This is a genomic window from Klebsiella sp. H-Nf2 (genome assembly GCF_002806645.1).
Lineage (GTDB): Bacteria > Pseudomonadota > Gammaproteobacteria > Enterobacterales > Enterobacteriaceae > Klebsiella > Klebsiella variicola.
Map to the genome: position 1 here is coordinate 429888 of NZ_PIBL01000001.1, position 22141 is coordinate 452028.

At 60.5% G+C, this 22141-nt stretch carries 20 protein-coding genes and 1 pseudogene; 15 read left to right on the plus strand and 6 right to left on the minus strand.

Annotated elements, in window-relative coordinates; all coding sequences use genetic code 11:
- The first annotated feature begins 8 nt into the window (after positions 1–8).
- The 6 genes from CWM58_RS02140 (at position 9) to CWM58_RS02165 (ending at position 6444) form a co-directional block, all read left to right on the plus strand.
- Positions 9–1196 (plus strand): MFS transporter, encoded by a 1188-nt coding sequence (locus tag CWM58_RS02140; RefSeq protein ID WP_043875372.1) that lies wholly within the window; start codon positions 9–11, stop codon positions 1194–1196.
- Positions 1193–2257 (plus strand): aldo/keto reductase, encoded by a 1065-nt coding sequence (locus tag CWM58_RS02145; RefSeq protein ID WP_008805101.1) that lies wholly within the window; start codon positions 1193–1195, stop codon positions 2255–2257. Before CWM58_RS02140 ends, CWM58_RS02145 begins: the two co-directional genes overlap by 4 nt.
- 61 nt (positions 2258–2318) lie before the next feature.
- Entirely contained in the window at positions 2319–3803 is a 1485-nt protein-coding gene (locus CWM58_RS02150; RefSeq protein WP_100680108.1) for an FAD-dependent monooxygenase, read from the plus strand.
- 2 nt (positions 3804–3805) lie between these two features.
- Positions 3806–5011 carry an acetyl-CoA C-acyltransferase gene (locus tag CWM58_RS02155; RefSeq protein ID WP_100680109.1) on the plus strand — a complete coding sequence of 402 codons (1206 nt, stop codon included), beginning with the start codon at positions 3806–3808 and terminating at the stop codon, positions 5009–5011.
- A gap of 13 nt (positions 5012–5024) precedes the next feature.
- Entirely contained in the window at positions 5025–5810 is a 786-nt protein-coding gene (locus tag CWM58_RS02160) for an AfsA-related hotdog domain-containing protein (protein WP_074385997.1), read from the plus strand.
- Positions 5791–6444 carry an HAD family hydrolase gene (locus CWM58_RS02165; protein WP_100680110.1) on the plus strand — a complete coding sequence of 218 codons (654 nt, stop codon included), beginning with the start codon at positions 5791–5793 and terminating at the stop codon, positions 6442–6444. Before CWM58_RS02160 ends, CWM58_RS02165 begins: the two co-directional genes overlap by 20 nt.
- A gap of 64 nt (positions 6445–6508) precedes the next feature.
- On the opposite strand, the gene CWM58_RS02170 is transcribed toward CWM58_RS02165, so the two are convergent.
- Together CWM58_RS02170 and CWM58_RS28305 are read right to left on the minus strand one after the other, a co-directional pair.
- Complete coding sequence (locus CWM58_RS02170) at positions 6509–7783, minus strand: Glu/Leu/Phe/Val family dehydrogenase (protein WP_061154764.1); 1275 nt, start codon at positions 7781–7783, stop codon at positions 6509–6511.
- Positions 7784–7995: 212 nt separating this feature from the next.
- A pseudogene (locus tag CWM58_RS28305) lies at positions 7996–8142 on the minus strand (hypothetical protein).
- Between the two features lie 169 nt (positions 8143–8311).
- On the opposite strand from CWM58_RS28305, the gene CWM58_RS02175 reads away from it, so the two are divergent.
- From CWM58_RS02175 to CWM58_RS02200, 6 genes are read left to right on the plus strand one after another with little or no spacing between them, the layout of a single operon-like run.
- A complete protein-coding gene (locus CWM58_RS02175; protein WP_061154763.1) occupies positions 8312–9517 on the plus strand; it encodes a bifunctional succinylornithine transaminase/acetylornithine transaminase in 1206 nt (401 codons plus the stop codon).
- A gap of 18 nt (positions 9518–9535) precedes the next feature.
- A complete protein-coding gene (gene astA / locus CWM58_RS02180) occupies positions 9536–10558 on the plus strand; it encodes an arginine N-succinyltransferase (protein ID WP_162678306.1) in 1023 nt (340 codons plus the stop codon).
- Positions 10549–12015, plus strand: coding sequence for a succinylglutamate-semialdehyde dehydrogenase (gene astD, locus CWM58_RS02185; RefSeq protein WP_061154762.1), 1467 nt, complete (start codon positions 10549–10551; stop codon positions 12013–12015). Before astA ends, astD begins: the two co-directional genes overlap by 10 nt.
- Positions 12016–12036: 21 nt before the next feature.
- Complete coding sequence (gene astB / locus CWM58_RS02190; protein WP_100680111.1) at positions 12037–13377, plus strand: N-succinylarginine dihydrolase; 1341 nt, start codon at positions 12037–12039, stop codon at positions 13375–13377.
- A gap of 10 nt (positions 13378–13387) precedes the next feature.
- Positions 13388–14383, plus strand: a complete 996-nt coding sequence (gene astE / locus CWM58_RS02195) for a succinylglutamate desuccinylase (protein ID WP_100680112.1) — start codon at positions 13388–13390, stop codon at positions 14381–14383.
- 9 nt (positions 14384–14392) lie between these two features.
- A complete protein-coding gene (locus CWM58_RS02200) occupies positions 14393–15823 on the plus strand; it encodes an amino acid permease (RefSeq protein WP_008805091.1) in 1431 nt (476 codons plus the stop codon).
- Positions 15824–16029: 206 nt separating this feature from the next.
- Here CWM58_RS02200 and CWM58_RS02205 read toward each other — a convergent pair whose 3' ends face one another.
- Positions 16030–17355, minus strand: coding sequence for an MFS transporter (locus CWM58_RS02205; RefSeq protein WP_094917073.1), 1326 nt, complete (start codon positions 17353–17355; stop codon positions 16030–16032).
- Between the two features lie 381 nt (positions 17356–17736).
- Between CWM58_RS02205 and CWM58_RS02210 the strand changes: the two genes are divergently transcribed.
- Positions 17737–18537, plus strand: a complete 801-nt coding sequence (locus tag CWM58_RS02210; protein WP_100680113.1) for a YdcF family protein — start codon at positions 17737–17739, stop codon at positions 18535–18537.
- A gap of 61 nt (positions 18538–18598) precedes the next feature.
- Here CWM58_RS02210 and CWM58_RS28310 read toward each other — a convergent pair whose 3' ends face one another.
- On the minus strand, positions 18599–18736 hold the full coding sequence (locus tag CWM58_RS28310) for a hypothetical protein (protein WP_012541908.1): 138 nt from the start codon (positions 18734–18736) through the stop codon (positions 18599–18601).
- Here CWM58_RS28310 and aldA point away from each other — a divergent pair.
- Positions 18735–20174 carry an aldehyde dehydrogenase gene (aldA, locus tag CWM58_RS02215; RefSeq protein WP_049152573.1) on the plus strand — a complete coding sequence of 480 codons (1440 nt, stop codon included), beginning with the start codon at positions 18735–18737 and terminating at the stop codon, positions 20172–20174. The genes CWM58_RS28310 and aldA overlap by 2 nt on opposite strands.
- A 48-nt stretch (positions 20175–20222) precedes the next feature.
- Here the strand turns inward: aldA and gap are convergent, their stop codons facing one another.
- The gene (gene gap, locus CWM58_RS02220) at positions 20223–21221 is read right to left on the minus strand and encodes a type I glyceraldehyde-3-phosphate dehydrogenase (protein WP_061154755.1); all 999 of its coding nucleotides are present in this window, start codon (positions 21219–21221) and stop codon (positions 20223–20225) included.
- 281 nt (positions 21222–21502) lie between these two features.
- On the opposite strand from gap, the gene CWM58_RS02225 reads away from it, so the two are divergent.
- Positions 21503–21661, plus strand: a complete 159-nt coding sequence (locus tag CWM58_RS02225) for a YqaE/Pmp3 family membrane protein (RefSeq protein ID WP_002903230.1) — start codon at positions 21503–21505, stop codon at positions 21659–21661.
- Between the two features lie 39 nt (positions 21662–21700).
- On the opposite strand, the gene CWM58_RS02230 is transcribed toward CWM58_RS02225, so the two are convergent.
- Positions 21701–22093, minus strand: coding sequence for a DUF1398 domain-containing protein (locus tag CWM58_RS02230; protein WP_016160930.1), 393 nt, complete (start codon positions 22091–22093; stop codon positions 21701–21703).
- Between the last annotated feature and the right edge of the window lie 48 nt (positions 22094–22141).

The following is a 22141-nucleotide window of genomic DNA, read 5'->3' on the forward strand; positions in this document are numbered from 1 at the left end:
GGTTACTTATGACTATTGCTGTTTCCCGTTCGGCGGGATTGCCTGCGGCAGTTTATGCGCTTTCCGTGGGCTCATTTGGTATTGGTACCACCGAATTTGTGATTATGGGATTATTACTCGATGTGGCCCATGATTTTCATATATCCATTACGCTTGCCGCCTGGTCTATTACCGCTTATGCCTGTGGGGTGGTGATTGGCGCGCCGCTCCTCACACCGCTATTAAGCCGCTATCCCAAAAAACCGGCGTTGTTATTTCTGATGATCTTATTTTCCATCGGTAATTTAGGTTGCGGTATTGCCGGTAATATGACCATGCTCATTATTTTCCGGGTAATAACCGCCTTAGCCCACGCCTCATTCTTCGGCATCAGTTCGGTCTATGCCGCGGAGCTGGCGCCGGTGGATAAACGGGCTTCGGCGGTCTCCGCCGTCTTTCTCGGCGCCACCCTGGCCAATATTCTGGGCGTGCCGCTCGGCGCCTGGGTAGGGCAATACCTTGGCTGGCGCTACACCTTCTTTATGGTCACGCTGATTGGCATTCTTTCCGCCCTGGCAGTCATTGCCCTGGTGCCCGGCCGTCAGGCCCAACCGGCGGTGCAGAGCCGGATCCGCGACGAGCTGAAGGTGCTGCGCCATCCGACGGTGCTGCGCAGCCTGCTGATCACCGCGCTCGGGTTTTCCGGCGTCTTCGCCGCCTTTACCTACATTGCGCCAATGCTGAAAACCGTCACCGGGATGAGCGACCATCTCATTCCACCGGTGCTGGTGCTGTTTGGTGTCGGGATGGTCGCCGGGAATCACCTCGGCGGCCGCCTGACCGACGGTGGGGTCCGCCGGGCGCTGCTGCTGACCCTGGCCTTGCTAATCGTCGTCCTGTGCCTCTTTCCGTTCGCCATTCAGACGCTACCCGGCGCCTGCGCGGCGGTGTTTCTGCTGGGGGCGGCGATGTTCTCCACCATTCCGCCGCTGCAGATGCAGGCGCTGGACAGCAGTGAGACCGGCAAAAGCATGGTCTCCTCGTGCAATATCGCCGCCTTTAACCTCGGCAATGCCGCTGGCGCCTGGTTTGGTGGGCTGTTGCTCACCGCCGGCGTCTCCCTCTCGCATATTCCCCTGGCCGGTGCGTGCCTGACCGCCAGCGGATTTGTTATCGCTAGTGTGACGTTGTCACCTTTAAAAGGAAGTCAAGCATGAAGTATCGGTATTTAGGTTCCACCGGGCTGTCGGTGTCGGAGCTCTGTTTTGGCGCCATGACGTTTGGTGAAAAAGGGGCCTTTCTCGGCGCGCCGGGACGCAACTGGTCGGAATTCGGCGTGGTGCCTGAGCATACGGCATACGATCTGGTGTACAAAGCGCTGGACGCCGGGATTAACTTTTTTGATACCGCGGACTGCTATAAAAATGGCCAGGGCGAAGAGCTGCTTGGCAACGCGCTGAAGGGGAAACGTCAGCAGGTGATTATCGGCACCAAAGGACGCTGGCAAACCGACCCCAATCCGAACGCGCTGGGGGCGTCGCGCTACCATATTATTAATGCCGTCGACGCCAGCCTGCAGCGGCTGAAAACGGATTATATCGATATCTATCATCTCCACGGGTTCGATCCGCGCACCGCGCTGGAGGATACCCTGCGGACGCTGGATGCGTTGATTCGCGCCGGGAAAATTCGCTACATCGGGGTCTCCAACTATGCGGCCTGGCAGCTGGCGAAGGCGCTGGGGATCTCAGAGCGCCTCGGACTGGAAAAATTCTGCGTCTATCAGGGCTATTACAATATCGCCGCGCGTGAACTGGAACATGAGATTATCCCGCTCAGCGTCGATCAGAACGTCGGCATCACCGTCTGGAGCCCGCTGGCCGGGGGCTTCCTCACCGGTAAATACCCTCGCAATCAGGCGTTTCCTGAGGGCAGTCGGCTGGCGAACGCCACCCCGTTTGAATCGGCGCCGATCGCCAATCGTGAACAAGCCTGGCAGACCCTGGAAGTGATGCAGGAGATTGCCCGTCAGCGCAACGCCAGCGTGGCGCAGGTGGCGCTCAACTGGTTGCGTACCCGCCCGGGGATTACTTCGCTGGTGATCGGCGCGACCAAACTCGCCCAGCTGGAGGATAACCTGGCGGCACTGAACTGGACGCTGAGCGACGAGGAGGCGGCGATCCTCAACAGCGTGAGCGAAAAAGAGAAGCCTTATCCCTACTGGCATATCTGCAATGTCGCCGGCGATCGCCGTCTGGCCGACGATATCTACCCCTAACTCACCCTGCACCCAGGCAACACGCGTATGCCCCCTCCGGGGCATACAGAGAGGCTCGATCGTGAAAAAAGTACTCATTGTTGGCGCCGGCCCGGTAGGGTTAATCATTGGCTGCTATCTGAATAAGTATGGAATTGATTTTGATATTATTGATAAAAATACACACAGCACCACTTGGTCCAAAGCGCTGAGCGTCAGTCCGGCGACGATTAAAGCCTTCCACGGCTTAGCCCTTGCCGGGGAACTGGTCGCCCAGGGCAAGCAGGTTCAGTCAATTTACGCCTGGTATAAAAACCGCAAATTTCTGCACATCGATAACCGCCATCTCCCCACCTGCTATCCCTTCCATGTCAGTATCCCGCAGCCGCGGACGGAGAAGATCCTTGAAACGGCGCTGGCCGAGGCCGGGCAGCAGGTGAAACGCGGGCATCAGCTGGTCTCCTGGCGGCGGGAAGAAGGGCGCTATCACGTCTCTCTGCTCGACGATGCCCTCCGGGCCTGTTCCGCCACTTATGACTATATTATCGGTGCCGACGGCGCGGCCAGCACCGTTCGGGAGCTGGCCGGGATTGGCTTTAGCGGCCATGATTACCCGCTGCATTTTGTGATGGCGGACGTGCAGTTCGCCAGCGCGGCGATGCTCCCGGGAACCTCCTACTATATTGACGAGCAGGGCTTTCTGATCTTTCTGCCCATGCCGGACAATCAGGTCAGGATCGTGATTAAAAGAGCCGGTCGATTACCTTCGCCGCGTCCGGTGCCGGATCTGCAGGAGATCAACGTGGCGCTGGCGCGCTTCTGCCCCGAGGTTCCTCCGGCGCAGGCGCTGACCTGGTCCTCCAGCGCTAACTTCTATAACCGGATCGCCGATGACAATCTGCAGCACAATATCATGCTGGCGGGCGATGCTTTCCATCTGTTCAGTCCGATTGGCGGGCAGGGGATGAATACCGGTATTCAGGATGCGATTAACCTGGCCTGGAAGCTGGCCTTTTACCTGCATGGCGTCGCCAGCGACCGGCTGCTGGCATCCTATCGCACCGAGCGCTTCGCCGCGGTGAGTGGCGTGCTGCACGCCACCGATCACGATACCGGCTTGATCGCCGGTCTGGTGCCGAATAATCATATCGACGCGGTCTACTTTCCGGAGTTTTGCAACCGTCACTATTATCGCCACCAGCTGCCGCTGCAGTACGCCGGCTTTGCCGCGCCGCAGAGCGCTCACCCGAACGGCCTGATGGGCCACCATGTCCCGTGGTACGTCTTTACCTCGCCGCAGGCGAGGTTTCGCAACAGTTATGACGCCTTCGCCAGCGGTAAGGTCGTGGTCTATTCCGCGCGCGTCGACTGTCCTCCCTTATCCCGCCTGAAACATAGCGGCTGGTTTATATTCTGCGCCCTTGACCCGGCGGACGAGGCGTTTCTCGAGGCGCTACAGATTGGCCGCGATGACTATGCGGTGATCAATCCCGATGGCTATGTGGGCTTTACCGGCAGCGAAGCCGGGACATTGCAGTATCTTTCCTCGCTCTACGTAATGGAATAATCATGAATAAAGTGTATATCGTCGCGGCCTGCCGTACGCCGGTGGGGCGCTTTCTTGGCGCCCTGAAAACGGTCTCTGCGGTGGAACTGGCCGCGCTCACCGTCCGCCACAACCTGCAGCAGGCCGGGATTGACCCGGCGTGGATTGACGAAGTGATCTGCGGCAGCGTCCTCTCTGCCGGACAGGGGATGGGGCCGGCGCGTCAGGTCGCGCTGCGGGCCGGGATCCCGGTGCAAAAGCCGGCTTACACCCTGAATATGATCTGCGGTAGCGGCATGAAAAGTATTACCGAGGGGGCGATCCATATCCAGAGCGGTTATGCCGACCTGGTCGTCGCTGGCGGGATGGAAAACATGAGCCAGGCGCCGTTTTTGCTGCGGGGAGAGATAAGGGGCGGCATGAAATTTGGCGCGTTCAGCAGCGAGGATCTGATCCAGAGCGATGGCTTAACCGATCCGCTGTTGCATATTCCGATGGGGGAAACGGCGGAGGCCATCGCCGCGCATGAGCAGATCTCGCGCGCAGAACAGGACCAGTACGCGCTCGACAGCCATCAAAAAGCCTCCGCCGCCAGCCGCGCCGGCCATTTTGCCGAGGAGATAGTGCCGGTGACGGTCAGCGGGAAGCGGGGCGTCAGCGTGGTCCGCGAGGATGAGCAGATCCGCCATGACCTTAGCGCCGACCAGCTGGCGGCGCTGAAACCGGCTTTTCGTCGCGACGGGAGCGTCACGGCGGGCAACGCCTCGGGGCTGAACGACGGCGCGGCGTCAGTGATCCTCGCCTCGGCGCGCGCCGTTGCGCAGTACGGCCTGCGGCCGCTGGCTGAGATAGTCGCCTTCGGCGAGGGCGGCGTCGACCCGGCGATGATGGGGCTTGGGCCGCTGCCGGCCATGACGTGCGCTCTGCGCCGCGGGCGGTTTCAGCTCAGCGATATGGCGCGACTGGAAATTAACGAAGCCTTTGCCGCGCAGGTGCTGGGGGTGGTCAAGGGGCTGGCCCGAGAGCATCAGATGACGGCGGAGGAGATAGCCGCCCGCCTGAACGTCAACGGTGGCGCGATTGCCCTCGGGCACCCGCTCGGCAGTTCCGGAACCCGGATTGTCGTGAGCCTCCTGCACGCGCTGCGCCGGGAGAATAAACCGACCGGCCTGGCCTCGCTGTGTATCGGCGGTGGGATGGGTATTGCGTTAATTGTGAAAACGATCTGAGGAGACAAGCGCCATGGAAAAATTAATTGTGGTGGGTGAGAAATTTACCGATTTTGCCCGGCGGCATCAGCATGTGCTGACCGTCAACGAGTTTGAGCGTTTTGTCTGGAGCGGCGAGCTCGCCGGCGTCGATAAAATCGTCATTGGTCAGGGCGTGCAGCTCGACGACATCTCCCGCACGGTCTGCATTATTCGTCAGCACTATCCGGATAAAATCCGCCAGATCGTCAATCTGCAGGATCTCTATTATCAAAACAACCGCGATCATCAGCGGCTGGTGCATAAACGTAAAAAAGAGAACATCCTCATCACCTCGCCGGAAAAACGCGATGAAGATAGCTATTGCGCGCGTCTGATCCTGCAGGACGCCTCGGAGCTGCTCTGCGACCACCAGACCGGGCAACACATCCAGGGGATGGTGCTGATCGAGGCGGCGCGGCAAACCATCATCGCCACCTCGGAGAAATTTCTGCTGGCGGAGGCGGGCGTGGCGATGGACGAGAAGTACTTCACGCTGAGCTCGCTGCAGGTAGCTTTTTCCAGCTTTGTTTTCCCGCTGCCGGTGACCATTGTGCTGAATGTGGTGTCGCGCAAAAGCTCAGCCCACGGCCGCTTTACCTGCGAGTGTTCGGTCGGTTTTGACCAGACCGGCACCCGCAAAGCGGAAGTCGGCTTTAGCTTCAGCGTCTATGACCTGAACTACATTACTCGTAAGGAGTGTGAGCAGGCGGCGCTCTGCCATCAACATTATCTGGTCAGTATTGAGCAGGGGGACGGGGATGAGCATCGCCTTTTTTGACGTGGATGAAACCCTCATCAACGGCAAGAGTATGTTTCTGTTTCTGCACCGCTATGCCTGGGAGTATCCGCTGCAGTGCGGCCTGACTGCCGCAGCGATTGTCCAGATGGTGCAGGGTCTCAGCAAGGCAGGCAGTTCGCGTGAGGCGATCAATCGCTACTACTATTCGCTGTTTCGCCATGAGCCGCGCGCCCAGGTGCGGGCGGTCGCTGAGACACTGTATCGCGAAGGTGGATATGGTTTTCACCGCGAGGTGGTGGCGATCCTCAAGCAGCATCAGGCGCGGGGGGATGATGTGGTATTTGTCTCCGGGTCGATGACCGACATTCTCTGGCCAGCGATGGCGGCGCTGGGGGTGGAGCATGCTCTGTGTTCAGAGCCAGTAGTGGTTGACGATCACTACACCGGGGAACTCTGGCGGACCGCCATTGGCGAACATAAGGCGCTGCATGCCCAACGCTACGCGCAGGAACAGGGCCAGCCGTTGGCGGCGTGCTATGCCTTTGGGGATCATATCTCGGATCTGCCGTTGCTCGCGCTGGTTGGGCACCCTTGTGCGGTCAATCCGTGCGCGGCGCTGCTGGCGGAGTCGCAGCGTCGGGGATGGCCGGTGCTGTGGTCCACCGGCAGCTGACGGTACGATAGCGAAAAAAAGGGGGCGGCGCTACGCCACCCCCTGATTCAGTCCCTGACGGGGATCAGCCCGGGTAGATGCCGCGGTCTTTACGCGCCATCAGGATGCGCTCGCAGGCCACGATATAGGCGGCAGTACGCAGCGTACACGCTTTCTCGGCGGCTTTATCGCAGACGTGAATGATGGCGTCGGTCATGATGCGGTCCATCTTGGCGTTGATCTCCTCTTCGCTCCAGAAGAAGCTGGCCATGTCCTGCACCCACTCAAAATAGCTGACGGTCACCCCTCCGGCGTTGCAGATGACGTCCGGCACCACGATCACACCGCGTTCAGCCAGCACGTCGTCCGCTTCCGGATAGGTTGGGCCGTTGGCCCCTTCCAGCACCAGTTTGCAGCTCAGCTTCTCCGCGCGCTCGCGGGTGATTTGCCCTTCCAGTGCCGCCGGGATCAGGATGTCCATCGGGGTGGTCCAGAAAGCGTCTTTATCGATCTCCTGGGCGCCCGGGAAACCGGCAATCTGCTTTTTCTCCGCCTGCCAGGCGGTGAGGGCGGCCATATCAATTCCGCCTTCGTTATACAGGGTCGCGGTATGATCCTGAATGACCACCACGCGAGCGCCGACGCCAGCGAACAGGCGGGCCGCTTCGCTACCGACGTTACCAAAGCCTTGCAGCGCCACTTTGGCGCCTTCAATTTCGATACCGGCGCGACGAGCCACTTCCCGGCCGGTGACGAATACGCCACGCCCGGTGGCCTTTTCACGGCCGAGGGAGCCGCCGAGGTGGATCGGTTTGCCGGTGACCACGCCGGTGATGGTGGTGCCATGGTTCATGGAGTAGGTGTCCATCATCCATGCCATCACTTTACCGTTGGTGCCGACGTCCGGCGCCGGAATATCTTTCTGCGGCCCGATAATAATGCCGATTTCGCTGGTGTAGCGGCGGGTCAGACGCTCCAGTTCACCTTCTGACAGTGAGAAGGGGTCGACGCGAATGCCGCCTTTGGCCCCGCCGTAAGGAATATTGACCGCGGCGCACTTAATAGTCATCCAGGCAGAAAGTGCCATGACTTCGTTGAGATCGACATCCGGATGGTAGCGAACACCGCCTTTACCCGGTCCACGCGACAGATTGTGCTGAACGCGATAGCCCTCGAAGTGGCGGATGGTGCCGTCGTCCATTTGCACAGGAATGTCGACGATCAGCGCACGCTTCGGATGGCGCAGGGTTTCCACCCAGTAGGCAAGATCGCCGAGATAAGGCGCGACACGGTCGATCTGGCGCAGGTAGGTGGTCCAGGGAGATGTACTACTTTCGGATGCGTAAGATAACTTTTCCATAAGAGTCCTGTTTCTTAGTGTTATTTATGTCGTGTAAAACCGTGGAATAGCTACAGCAGTAAACTCTGTGCAATGAATGGTATCACCAATTTTATAAAGCGGTATTTGACGGCAATTCCGATTTTTAAATTTTTGTTAGATTTTTTATTTTTTAAGTGAATAACTACGCACGCCAACCACCCGCAAGCTGTGCATTCTAATTCACTTTTTATTCACTTAAGTGCATAAGAAAATATTTTTTCTATGTTTTTCATTATCTTGATGATCTTCAAAAAGTGAATAAATTGCTTCCCCCCGTATTGACAATCTTATTGTTCACAGGCCAGCATTAGCCCACACAACAACATGACGTTAACCATGAATTAACAATTACCCGCAAAATAAATAGGGCTTATTTTTCCTGTGGTGAATATTTTTGCCACCACAGCGGGCGCGCTCGTGCCCAAAATAAGCCAAGGGTCAGGGTTAATGTCGATTGTCCAACGCGGCGGGAGCGTTTTCCGTCGTCTTACGTTCCGGAGATGAATGATGTCAGGCACTATGACTCGCGAAGATTTTGACGCTTACCTGGTTCCCTGTTTTGCCCCCGCGCCGTTTATTCCGGTCAGGGCGGCGGGCTCCCGCGTCTGGGACCAGCAGGGGAAAGAGTATATCGATATGGCGGGCGGCATTGCGGTGAACGCCTTAGGCCATGCGCATCCGGCACTGGCCCAGGCCCTGCAGGATCAACTGGCGAAACTGTGGCATATCGGCAATGGCTATACCAACGAGCCGGTGCTGCAGCTGGCGAAAACCCTCGTGCAGTCGACCTTTGCCGACAAGGTGTTTTTCTGCAACTCCGGCGCCGAAGCCAACGAGGCCGCTCTCAAACTGGCGCGGAAATACGCTCACGATAAGTTTGGTGGTGAAAAAAGCGAAATCATCGCCTTCAACCATGCCTTCCATGGCCGGACGCTGTTCACCGTCTCCGTCGGCGGCCAGCCGAAATATTCCAGCGATTATGCTCCGCTGCCGCAGGGCATTACCCATCTGCCCTATAACGATATCGAGGCGGTCACCGCGGCCATCTCTTCACGCACCTGTGCGGTGATCGTCGAGCCGATCATCGGCGAAGGCGGCGTGATACCCGCTGACCCGGCGTTCCTGCAGGCGCTGCGCACCCTCTGCGATCGCCATCACGCGACCCTGATATTCGATGAGGTGCAGACCGGGGCGGGCCGTACCGGCCATCTCTACGCCTACCAGCACTACAACGTCGTTCCGGACATCCTCACCAGCGCCAAAGGGCTGGGGGGCGGCTTCCCGATCGGCGCGATGCTGGCGAAAGAGGCCTGGGCGCAGGTCTTCCAGCCGGGCACCCATGGCACCACCTTCGGCGGCAACCCGCTGGCGGCGACCGTCGCTAACGCCGTGCTGGCCCATCTCGATGCGCCGCTGCTGGCGGGCGTTGGCGAGCGCCATGCGCTGATCGTTGACCAGTTGAATGCGCTCTCTGCCCGTTACGATGCGTTCAGCGCCGTGCGCGGCACCGGTCTGCTGATCGGCGCTGAGCTGGCGGGACCGCTGCGCGGCAAGGCCAAAACGTTGACCAACCTGGCGGCGGAAGAGGGGCTGATCGCCCTGATTGCCGGCCCGGACGTGCTGCGCTTCGCGCCGGCGCTCAATATCCCGCTGGCGGATATTGCGGAAGCCTTCGTGCGCCTTGATCGCGCCGTTGCCCGCTTAACCCGCTAACCGGGAGGACGGCCTGTGATGCTATTTCGTCCCGTACGGGAAAACGATCTCGACGACATCGTCCGCCTTGCCGCGCGGGCGGGGGTCGGCATGACCTCCTTACCGCATGATGCCGGGCGCCTGGCGGCCCGTATCCAGCGCAGTATCGAGACCTTCGCCGGCGAACTGCCGCGCGGTCAGCAGGGTTTCCTGTTTGTACTGGAAGACACCGCGCTGGCGCGGGTGGTGGGGGTGAGCGCCATTGAGGTCGCGGTGGGCCTGGACGAGCCGTTTTACAATTTTCGCATTCAGAAAACGGTTCGCGCCTCGAAAGCGCTGGGAGTCTATAAGCCTCAGGAGCTGCTTAATCTCAGCTATGACCACACCGGGCACAGCGAGCTGTGTACGCTGTTTCTCGACCCGGCCTATCAGCGCAACCGCAATGGTCTGCTGCTCTCCAAGGCGCGCTTTTTATTTATCGCCGCTTTTCGCGAGTGGTTTTCCCCGCACCTGTTTGCCGAACTGCGCGGCTGCAGCGATGAGCAGGGACAGTCGCCGTTCTGGGATGCGCTGGGCCATCACTTCTTCGACATCCCGTTTGCCGATGCGGACCGGCTGACCGGCACCGGCATGAAAACCTTTATTGCCGAACTGATGCCGGCTTACCCGATCTATATCTCACTGCTGCCGGAAGCGGCCCGAGAGGTCATTGGTCAGGTGCATCCCAATACCGCCCCGGCGCGGGCGATCCTCGAGAAAGAGGGATTCAGCTGGCGCGGCTCGGTGGATATTTTCGATGCCGGTCCGGTGCTGGAGGCGAACACCGATCAGATCCGCGCCGTGCGCGACAGCCAGTGCCTGCCGGCCCAGCAGCTGATGGGCGCCCTGCCGGCGCCGACGCTCGTCGCCAACGGTCAGTTCGACAATTTCCGGGCGTTGCTGGTGGCCCACGAAGAGCAGGTCTCACTGGATGCCGCCGCGCTGGACGCGCTGCAGGTCAGTGAAACCGACCGCGTTTATACGGTAACACTGAATCCAGAGGAAAACAGATCATGGCGGTAAAAGCACAGTTTATAGCCGGGCAGTGGCAGGCGGGCAGCGGCGCAACGATGAGCAAACTGGCCCCGGAGGATCAGTCGCTGCTGTGGCAGGCGGCCAGCGCGGGTGCCGACGACGTCCAGGCGGCCTGCGCCGCGGCGCGCGCGGCGTTTTACCCCTGGTCGCACCGGCCGCTGGCCGAGCGTATTGCCGTGGTGGAGCGTTTTGCCGCGCTGCTGGAGACGCATAAAGAGGCGCTGGCGACCCTGATTTCCCGGGAGACCAGCAAGCCGCTGTGGGAGACCCGCACCGAAGTGCAGGCGATGATCGGCAAGGCCGCGATCTCCATCGAGGCCTATCACCAGCGGACGGGCTTTCACGAGTCGACGCTGCCGGACGGAAAAGCACAGCTGCGCCACAAACCGCACGGTGTGATGGCGGTCTTTGGTCCCTACAACTTCCCGGGCCACCTGCCCAACGGGCATATCATTCCGGCGCTGATCGCCGGGAACACCATCGTGTTTAAACCCAGCGAGCTGACGCCGGCCACCGCCGAAATGACCGTCCAGCTGTGGCAGCAGGCGGGCGTCCCTGACGGCGTGATCAATCTGCTGCAGGGCGGAAAAACCACTGGCCAGGCGCTGCTGGAAAATCGTGATATCGACGGCGTACTGTTCACCGGCAGCGCGGCGGCGGGTTTCCACTTCCATCGCTATTTCGGCGGCCAGCCGGAGAAGATGCTGGCGCTGGAGATGGGCGGCAACAACGCGCTGATCGTCGCCGACGTGGCCGATGTCGATGCGGCGCTGCATGTGATTATCCAGTCGGCGTTTATCTCCGCCGGACAGCGCTGCACCTGCGCGCGCCGGCTGATCGTTCCGCGTGGCGAGCAGGGGGATGCGCTGCTGCAGCGGCTGGTCGCGGCCAGCGCGCAGATCCGCGCCGGCAAATGGGATGACCAGCCGGCGCCGTTTATGGGCGGGGTGATTTCTCTCGACGCCGCGCAGAACATGCTGGCGGCGCAGCAAAAACTGGAGGGGCTCGGCGGCAAGGTGCTGCTGCGCATGCGCCAGCCCGACCCACGTTCCACGGTACTGACGCCGGGGATCGTTGACGTCACCGGTATCGACGTGCCGGATGAAGAGTACTTTGGCCCGCTGCTGACGGTTATCCGTTATGACGACTTCCCGGAGGCCATTCGCCTCGCCAATCAGACCCGCTATGGCCTGGCCGTCGGGCTGATCTCCAGCGATGCGGCGCAGTTTGACCAGCTGGCGGACGAGGCGCGGGCCGGGATCGTCAACTGGAACAAGCCGCTGACCGGCGCCTCCAGTAAAGCGCCGTTTGGCGGGGTGGGCGCCTCCGGCAACCATCGCGCGGCAGCGTGGTACGCCGCCGATTACTGTGCCTGGCCGATGGCCTCTCTGGTCAGCGATACGCTGACGCTTCCGGCGACGGTATCGCCGGGCCTGCCATTCTGATAACGGATCCTGTGAGGACATATGTCTGGTTTTGAAGCAAACTTTGATGGCCTGGTCGGCCCGACGCACCACTACGCCGGACTCTCCGTCGGCAATGAAGCCTCGCAAAATAACCGCGATGGTCTCTCTAACCCTAAAAAGGCGGCGCTGCAGGGGCTGTATAAAATGAAAGCCCTTGCCGATCGCGGATTCGTGCAGGGCATTCTGCCGCCGCAGCCGCGGCCGAATCTGCGTCTGCTACGCGAACTGGGTTTCCAGGGCAGCGATGAGCAGGTTATCCAGCAGGCGGCCCACGCGGCGCCGCAGCTGCTCTCCGCCTTCAGCTCCGCCTCGTCGATGTGGACCGCCAACGCGGCGACCGTCTCACCGTCGGCGGACAGCGCCGATGGCAAAGTCCATTTCACCGTCGCCAACCTGAACAATAAGCTGCACCGTATGCAGGAGGCGCCCACCACCTCGGCGATCCTGGGCGCCACGTTCGCCGATCCGCGCTACTTCGCCCACCATGCGGCGCTGCCGCAGCATGGCGACCTCGGCGATGAAGGGGCGGCCAACCATAACCGCTTCTGCCGGAAGTATGACCGACAGGGGGTGCAGTTTTTTGTCTACGGTCGACGCGCCAGCGGCGGGATCGCCCCGGTGAAGTATCCGGCGCGGCAGACCCTCGAGGCCAGCGAGGCGGTGGCCCGCCTGCATCAGCTGGATCCGCGCTACACGGTGTTTGCCCAGCAGGCGCCGCAGGCTATCGATCGCGGCGTGTTTCATAACGACGTCATCGCGGTCAGCAATCGCCATGTGCTGTTCCACCATCAGCAGGCATTTGTCGATCAGGCGACGGTGCTGGCGACGCTGCGGGCTAAAAGCGACAGTCTGGATATTCCGTTCACCAGCGTGGAAGTGCCGGAGGAACAGGTTTCGCTCGATGACGCCGTGGCCTCTTACCTGTTCAACAGCCAGCTGCTGAGCAAACCTGACGGCAAGATGCTGATCGTGGTCCCGGAGGAGTGCCGCCAGCGGGAAAACGTCTGGCGCTATCTGAGCGACCTGGCCGCCGACAGCGCATCGCCGATCGATGAAGTGGCGGTCTTTGACCTGCGGGAAAGCATGCGCAACGGCGGCGGCCCGGCCTGTCTGCGGCTGCGGGTGGTGCTCAACGAGGCTGAACGCCAGGCGGTCAACGCGCATAGCCTGATGAACGACGAGCGTTATCAGCAGCTGACGGCATGGGTGGAAAAACACTATCGCGACCGGCTGCACGCCCGCGATCTGGCGGACCCGCAGCTGCTGCGCGAGGTTTATCAGGCGCTGGATGAGCTGACGCAGATCCTGCGTCTGGGCACGGTCTATGATTTTCAGCGTTAAGGAGCGGCAGATGGAGCACCTGGTTAACGATTTACTGCACTGCCGCCTGCAGGAGTGGACCTTCCCGGCGGGCATCGAGGCCCGCTGGCTGGGCGAGGGGATCCTGCAGTTGCTGCCGACGGCGCCGTGGCGCCAGGCGACGATCCTCTCCGCGGGCGTGCATGGCAATGAGACCGCGCCGACGGAGCTGCTGCTGCAGTTGACCCACGATCTGAGTCAGGGGCGGCAGCCGCTCACTCAGGCGCTGCTGATCGTCTTTGGTAATCTGCCGGCGATCCGCGCCGCGCGTCGCTATCTGCACAACGACCTGAATCGCCTGTTCGGCGGCCGCCATCTGGCGGTCGCCCCGGGGAATGAGTCGCGGCGGGCTTTTGCGCTGGAGCAGGCGGTGCAGGCCTTCTATCGCGCCGCCGATGCGGCGGGTCCGGTCAACCGTAGCCATCTCGATATGCACACCGCTATTCGCGGGTCGCTGTATCGCCAGTTTGCGCTGCTCCCGGCCCACGCGGGGGATTTTTCTTCCGGCTTCTATCAGCTGTTGCAGGCCAGCGGGATGGACGCCATCGTGCGGCATACCGAAGCGGGCGGCACCTTCACCCATTTCACCTGCGAAAAGTTTGCCGCGCAAAGCGCCACCCTGGAGCTGGGGAAAGTGATGCCGTTCGGCGCCAACGATCTCAGCCTGTTCGCCGCTACCGACGCGGCGATCCGGGCATGGATCGCCGATACGCCGCTGCCGCCGCGCGACAAAGCGCCGGTGGATTACTTCCTGGTCGAGGAGAGCATCATCAAGCGCGAGGGGGAATTTACGCTTAATATCGCGGCCAACGTTGAGAACTTCACCGCTCTCCCGGCGGGATACGAAATCGCTCGCCAGGCGGAGAAACGGTGGGTGGTGCAGGCCCGGGCCCCCTATATCCTCTTTCCCAATGCCGGGGTTGCCACCGGTCAGCGCGCCGGGCTGCTGCTGCGCGCCGCGGCTCTTCGCCTCCCACAACCAGCCTGAGGAAACACCATGACTGAACATCAACATCAGGCGTCTCCTGCCGCCGGAGGTGAGGGCGCGTCACAGCTTAAACGCGGGCTCGGCGCCCGCCACATTCAAATGATTGCCCTCGGGGGTGCCATCGGCACCGGGCTGTTTATGGGGGCGGGGCGCAACATCGCCGTCGCCGGCACCTCGATTCTGGTGATCTATGTGCTGGTCGGGTTCTTTACCTATATGGTGATGCGGGCGATGGGCGAGCTGCTGCTCACCCGCCATGACTACCGCTCGTTTGCCGACTTTGTCGGCGAGTATCTCGGGCCGCAGGCCAGCTTTTACCTCGGCTGGACCTACTGGCTAAGCTGGGTGGTGACCTGTATCGCCGACGTGGTGGTCTGCGGGAGCTATATGCAGTACTGGTTCCCGGAACTGTCGGCATGGATGCCGGCCCTTAGCATGCTGGCGATCCTGTTCCTGCTTAACCTGCTGTCGGTGAAAATGTTTGGCGAGGCGGAGTTCTGGTTCGCCCTGATCAAGGTGATTACCATTATCGCCCTGATCGGCACCGGCGGCTGGATGATTGCCACCGGCTGGACTTCCCCGGACGGCGTGACGGCCTCTCTCAGCCATCTTACCGACCCGACGGCCTTTATGCCTCATGGCATCACCGGTTTTTTCGCCGGCTTCCAGATAGCGATCTTCTCCTTTACCGGCATTGAGCTGCTGGGCACCATGACGGCGGAGACCCGCGATCCGCAGCGCATTTTGCCCAAGGCGATCAATGCTCTGCCGCTGCGGATTATCATCTTCTATCTGCTGTCGATGGTGGTGATTATCGCCGTCGCCTCCTGGCCGGGGGTATCGGCGGAGACCAGTCCGTTCGTGACGCTGTTTGCCAAGGCCGGGCTGCCTGCCGCCGCGGCGGTGATTAACTTCGTGGCGCTAACCTCGGCGATGTCCTCGGCCAACAGCGGCGTCTTCTCCAGCACCCGCATGCTGTACGGCCTGTCGGTGGAGAAGCACGCGCACTGGCAGTTTCGCATCCTGTCGCGCAATACCCGCATCCCGGTGCGTAGCCTGCTGTTCTCCTGCTTCTGCATGCTGATCGGCACGCTGCTGCTGTTCCTGGTGCCGAATGTGATGACCCTGTTCACCATCGTCTCGACCCTGGCGGCGATTATGGTGGTGTTCAGCTGGGGGATGATCCTCGTGGCCTATCTGGTCTATCGCCGTCAGCGTCCGGACCTGCACGCCGGGTCGATCTTTAAGATGCCTGCCGGGGTGGTAATGAGCTGGGTGAGCCTGCTGTTCTTCGCCTTCGCCATCTTCATCATGATCTTTGACCCGGACACGCTGCTGGCGTTGTTGGCTTCTCCGCTGTGGTTTATCGCGCTGTGGGGCTTCTGGAAGCTGAAGCAGCGGCGCGAGGGGCAGCTGACGCTGGACAACCAGAGCGCCTGACACCCGCTGGCCAACCTGGCCGGCTAAGCAGGAGGTGAAGACTTGACGTCTGTTTGTGCCCGGTGGCGGCTGGCGCCTTACCGGGCCTACATGCTTACCGGACCTGGGATGAGCGGTTTCTCCTGTGGCGTGATCCCCCAGGCCCGCGCAAGCGCAGCGCCGCCGGGCGGGATACTCGGCGCCGTAGTAGCCCGGGCGGGCGGCGGTTAGGCGCTTTCCGCCCGGGAAGGGGCCGCACCCGGCGCGGACTTCATCCGGCTGGCGCAGAAAATTGCCAGCAGCGAAATCACCACCGTAACGCCCAGATAAACGGCCACCGGCCGCCAGTTCCCGTCATATTTTGCCAGCAGACCGGTGGCGATAAGCGGCGCGGTGCCTCCGGCCAGCGCGGCGCCCAGCTGGTAGCCGAGGGTGATCCCGGTATAGCGCACATTGGCGCTGAAAATCTCAGAGCACAAGGTGCCGAGCACCGCAGTTACCGGCGCCCACAGGATGCCGAAGGCAACGACCGTCGCCAGCATGATGCCCCAGCTGGTGCCGGTGTCGAGCAGCAGGAACCACGGGACGATAAACAGCCCCAGCAGCACCACGCTCAGGGTGTACATTTTTTGCCGGCCCACCTTGTCTGACAGCAGCCCCATCAGCGGGATCATCACGGTGGCCACCAGCGCGCCCAGGGTCACGGATTCCAGCGCCTGCGACTTCTGGTAACTCAGGGTGGTGGTGGCATAGCTGACCACAAAGGTGGAGAAGATATAGAAAGGGGCGGTTTCCACCACTTTCAGACCGGCGGCAATCAGCACTTCCCGCCAGTGGTGCTTGAGCGTTTCGCGCAGCGGGGCCTTCGCCACCTGGCCGGATTTTTTCACCTGCTTAAAGGCGGGCGTTTCGTCGATATCTTTGCGGATCCACAGGCCGAGAAAAACGAGAACGGAGCTGAGCAGGAACGGTATGCGCCAGCCCCAGGCGAGAAACTGCGCCTCGTCAAACAGGGTCATCAGTGAGACGATAAACGTCGCCATCAGCATGCCGATGGTCACGCCGGCCTGGGGAATGCTGCCGAAAAAGCCTTTCCGCTTTTCCGGCGCGTATTCGTAGGCCAGCAGCAGCGCACCGCCCCATTCACCGCCGATACCCATGCCCTGAATAATGCGCAGGGTAATCAGCAGGGCGGGCGCCCAGAGGCCCACCATCTCATAGGTGGGAAGCAGGCCGATCGCCACCGTGGCGCTGCCCATCAGCGACAGGGTCAGCACCAGCGTCTTCTTGCGGCCGATGCGATCGCCGATATGAGCGAAAATGACGCCGCCGATGGGGCGGATAAAAAACGTCAGCGAGAAGGAGAGCCAGGAGAGGATCAGGCCGATGACCGGGTCGACCATCGGAAAGAAGATTTTGTTGAACACCAGCGCGGCGGCGGTGCCATAGAGAAAATAATCGAACCATTCGATGGCGCTGCCTGTCAGGCTCGCTATCAGGACCTTCTTGTTTTTCTGCAGAATGGATGCAGTGTTGTCTTGTGGATTGCTCATTACGAAACGTTCTCCCGCCACGGTAAATAGGTCAGGTGTCACTCTGTGTAAGCAGGGTGCAACCTGGTGTGAAAAAGGTTGTGTAATTGTTAAGCAACTTAGGGTTGAAGGTTACAATTGGCAAGTTTATCGCTGGCAAACTGGGCGACATGGCGAGGTTTGGCGTGGTGTAACCGCGACGCTATTTTTTATTTTCCACCTGATTTTGCTGTTTTTTGTTATTTTCATAGTGAGTTGTTCAGGTGCAACCCGCCTGTTTTTAGATGTTTCTTGTTATTTCAAAATGGTTACAAATCGACGCCGCTTTGCGTCCCGCGAGGCGGCGTTTATGATGGCGAAAGCATCCTCTCCGATCGGCTGAGAGGGGATTAAGGAGACAGAATGGCAGAACAATTTCCCCCGTTGTCGGCGGCGACGCTGGCGGCGGCTAACCATGTCGGCGCCTGGCTGGCGCAGGACGATCTGGCGACGCTGCCCGCGTTGCCGCAGGTGGACGTGGTGGTGCTGGCCGGCAACGCCGTGATCCCGACCATCGACGCCGCCTGCCGACTGGCGGCGGCGCAGGACGTCCCGCTGCTGATCAGCGGCGGCGTGGGGCATTCTACGGGCTTTCTCTACGAGGCGGTGCGTCAGGACAGCCGCTACCGTACGTTGCTGGTGGAGGGGCGTCCGGAAGCGCATATTCTGGCCGATATTGCTCATGACTACTGGCACATTCCGCGCTCGCGGCTGGTCGTGGAGGACCAGTCGACCAACTGCGGCGAGAACGCCCGTTTTGCCCGCACAACGCTGGAGGGCCGGAGGATCCTGCATCGTCGCGGGATCGTCATTCAGGACCCCACCATGCAGCGGCGAACTATGGCTACCTTCGCCCGCGTCTGGCAGGGGGCGACGACGCCGCCACAGTGGCTGAGCTTTCCCGGCTGCTCGCCGGTGCTGGAGCAGACCAATGGCCAGCTGAGGTTCGCGGGTGGTGGGACGGGGCTGTGGCCGGTCTCTCGCTACCTGGCGCTGCTGCTGGGCGAGCTGCCGCGCCTGCAGGATACGCCTGAAGGATACGGTCCGCGCGGGAAAGACTTCATCAGCCACGTCACCTTCCCGCCGGAGATCCTCGATGCCTGGCGACAGCTGCGGGAGGACGCCCAGCTTGCCGGGGCGCTGCAGGCCCGCACCCTCAGCTGAAAACTGCCCGTTTGCGGCAGATTTATCGCAAACGGGCAATTTGTGTTATTGGAATGTAACCTCAACCGGGCATTTTTGGCCCGGTTTTATGAATCAGCTCACAGAACGGCGCCAACGTGCTGCGAAGCCACGGCTTATCCGCCCGATATTTAACAAAAAAATCACTTGTTAAATACAAACGCACTACAGGAGCAGCCATGACAGCACCCGTTCAACACCAAATGTATATTGATGGCCAGTTCGTTTCCGGTCGCGGCGACGGCTGGATCGACGTGCTTAACCCGGCGACCGAAGCGCTGCTGTCGCGGATCCCGGACGGGACTGCTGAAGAGGCGCGGCTGGCGATTGACGCGGCTGAGCGCGCCCAGCCCGCCTGGGAAGCACTGCCGGCGATTGAGCGCGCGGGCTGGCTGCGCAAGATTGCCGCGGGTATCCGCCAGCGTGCTGAAGAGATTGCCGGGCTGATCGTGGCTGAAGGCGGCAAGATCCAGCAGCTGGCGGCGGTGGAAGTCGCATTCACCGCGGACTATCTCGACTATATGGCCGAATGGGCGCGCCGTTACGAAGGCGAGATCGTGCAGAGCGATCGCCCGGGAGAGAATATCCTCGTCTTTAAACGCGCGCTGGGGGTGACCACCGGGATCCTGCCGTGGAACTTTCCGTTCTTTCTTATCGCCCGCAAGCTGGCGCCGGCGCTGATCACCGGGAATACCATCGTCATTAAGCCCAGCGAATTTACGCCCAATAATGCCATCGCCTTTGCCGAGATTGTCCATCAGGTAGGGTTGCCGAAAGGGGTCTTTAACCTGGTGCTCGGCCGCGGAGAAACCGTTGGTCAGGAGCTGGCCGGCAATCCGAAGGTGGCGATGGTCAGCATGACCGGTAGCGTGGCGGCAGGAGAGAAAATCATGGCCGCTGCGGCGAAAAATATCACCAAAGTGTGCCTCGAGCTCGGCGGCAAAGCGCCTGCCATTGTGATGGACGATGCGGATCTGGAGCTGGCGGTGAAAGCGGTAGTGGACTCGCGGGTGATTAACACCGGACAGGTGTGTAACTGCGTCGAGCGGGTCTATGTTCAGCAGGGCATTTACGACCGCTTCGTCAACCGCCTCGGTGAGGCGATGAAGGCCGTGCAGTTTGGCGACCCGGCAGCGCGGGATGACATCGCGATGGGGCCGCTGATCAACGCCGCGGCGCGGGATCAGGTGGCGGGCAAAGTGGCGAAGGCGGTGGCGCAGGGGGCGCGGGTGGCGCTGGGCGGCCAGCCGCTGGAGGGCAAAGGCTATTTTTATCCGCCGACCCTGCTGCTGGATGTGCGTCAGGAGATGGACATTATCCACGAGGAAACCTTCGGGCCGGTGCTGCCGGTGGTGGCGTTTTCGACCCTCGATGAGGCGCTGGCGATGGCCAATGACAGCGACTATGGCCTGACCTCCTCGATCTATACCCGCGATCTGAACGTGGCGATGAAGGCGATTAAGGGACTGAAGTTCGGCGAAACCTATATCAACCGGGAAAACTTTGAGGCGATGCAGGGTTTCCACGCCGGCTGGCGCAAATCGGGGATCGGCGGCGCTGATGGCCGCCACGGGTTGAATGAGTACCTGCAGACCCAGGTGGTCTATCTGCAGGCCTGAGGCACTCAACACAGAACCGGCGGACAGCTCAGGCTGCCCGCCGTTCGCTTAGCGGGCAAATTTCTCCAGCACGCGGATCAGCTGGGTGACGAAGCCGTATTCGTTATCGTACCAGGCGACGGTTTTCACCAGCTGTACGCCGCCGGCTTCCACAATCTCCAGCTGAGTGGCATCGTAGATCGAGCCGAAATGGCTGCCGATAATATCCGAAGAGACAATCTCTTCTTCGGTGTAGCCGAAAGATTCATTGCCCTCGGCCGCCTGCTTCATAGCCTGATTGATTTCCTCAACGCTGACCTTTTTCTCCAGCACCGACACCAGTTCCGTCACCGAGCCGGTTTTGGTCGGTACGCGCTGGGCATGGCCCTTCAGTTTACCGCTCAGGGCGGGGATCACCAGACCAATGGCTTTGGCTGCGCCAGTGGTGTGCGGGATAACGTTTTCTGCCGCCGCTCTGGAGGCGCGCAGATCTTTGCCGCGCGGCCCGTCCACCAGCGACTGGGTGCCGGTATAAGCATGGATGGTGGTCATGGTGCCCACGGTGATGCCGAAGGCATCCTGCAGTACTTTGGCCATCGGCGCCAGGCAGTTGGTGGTGCAGGAGGCCACGGAGATGATGGTATCTTCCGGGGTCAGGGTGTCATCGTTGACGTTGTAGACGATGGTTTTCATCTCGCCAGCGGGGGCGGAAATCAGCACTTTGCGCGCGCCGGCCTGGAGATGGGCTTGCGATTTCTCTGCCGAGGTGTAGAACCCGGTACACTCCACAATCACCTCGGCGCCTGCCGCCTGCCACGGAATATGCTGCGCCTCTTTTTCGGCATACACCGTAATGGTTTTGCCGTTGACGATCAGCGCATCTTCCGTAAAGTCGACGCTCCACGGGAAGGGGCCGTAGTTTGAATCATGCTTTAACAGGTAGGCCAGCACCTTTGGCGAGGTGAGGTCGTTGATAGCCACCACTTCCAGGCTGCTGTCGACTTCTAATAAACGGCGTAACACCAAACGTCCGATACGACCAAATCCATTAATCCCAAGTTTACTCATGGACATTCTCCGGTTGGTAAAACGACTCGATGTGATAAAACTCCTCCAGGCTTAGTCCTGTCCCCCTGATTGGTCAACTGACAATCTGTGCGGTATGCCAGCGCTTGCGGGCCGGGGAGGAAAAAGTGGATGTTTTCCCGGCCTTTTTTAGCGCTGACGGCAGGGAATAATTTTTGTTACCGGAGATGAGGGGGCCGCCTGCTGGCGAAGCGGTGAAAAGCGTCTATGCTTAACTATTGAATAGCTTAGTAAAATATTGACGTTAGACGAAGGGAGAGGTTATGGGATTCTGGAGAATCGTTTTCACTATCATTCTGCCGCCGCTGGGCGTACTGCTGGGGAAAGGCTTCGGCTGGGCATTTATTCTCAACATTATTCTGACCCTGCTGGGCTATATTCCTGGCCTGATCCACGCCTTCTGGGTGCAAACCCGCGACTGAGGGCCGAGCAGATAACCACGTCTCCCCCCTGTGACCCGCTCAGGGGGGCATCAGGTTCTCTTTATACAGCAGCGTATTATCCTTCGACCAGTAGTGCCGGGTCTCCTCTTCCAGATCAACGATCCACTTAAACACGCCGGCGCTGGCGAGATCCTTGCAGTACTGTTCAAAGTTGATGGCGCCGGCAAAATGGCGGATGACCGCGGCCGAGGTCAGCCGATGGCTGGGGGCGCTGCGCACGCGTAGCAGGCCGCGGGCGCTTTTTATCGAAATCACCTCGTCGTTTGCCATCACGAAATTCATATTGCCGGTGGAGACAAAATAGATGTAGTAGGAGACCTGATGCCGGCGGAGTTCACTGGCGAAGGTGGTAAAATCGGCATCCGCGCGAACCTGTTCGAAAAAGTGACCCAGCCTTGCCAGCAGTTCCATTTCAATCCTTGTTGTGTTGTTGCTGCGCATGGTTTCGGCGTCTGTCGG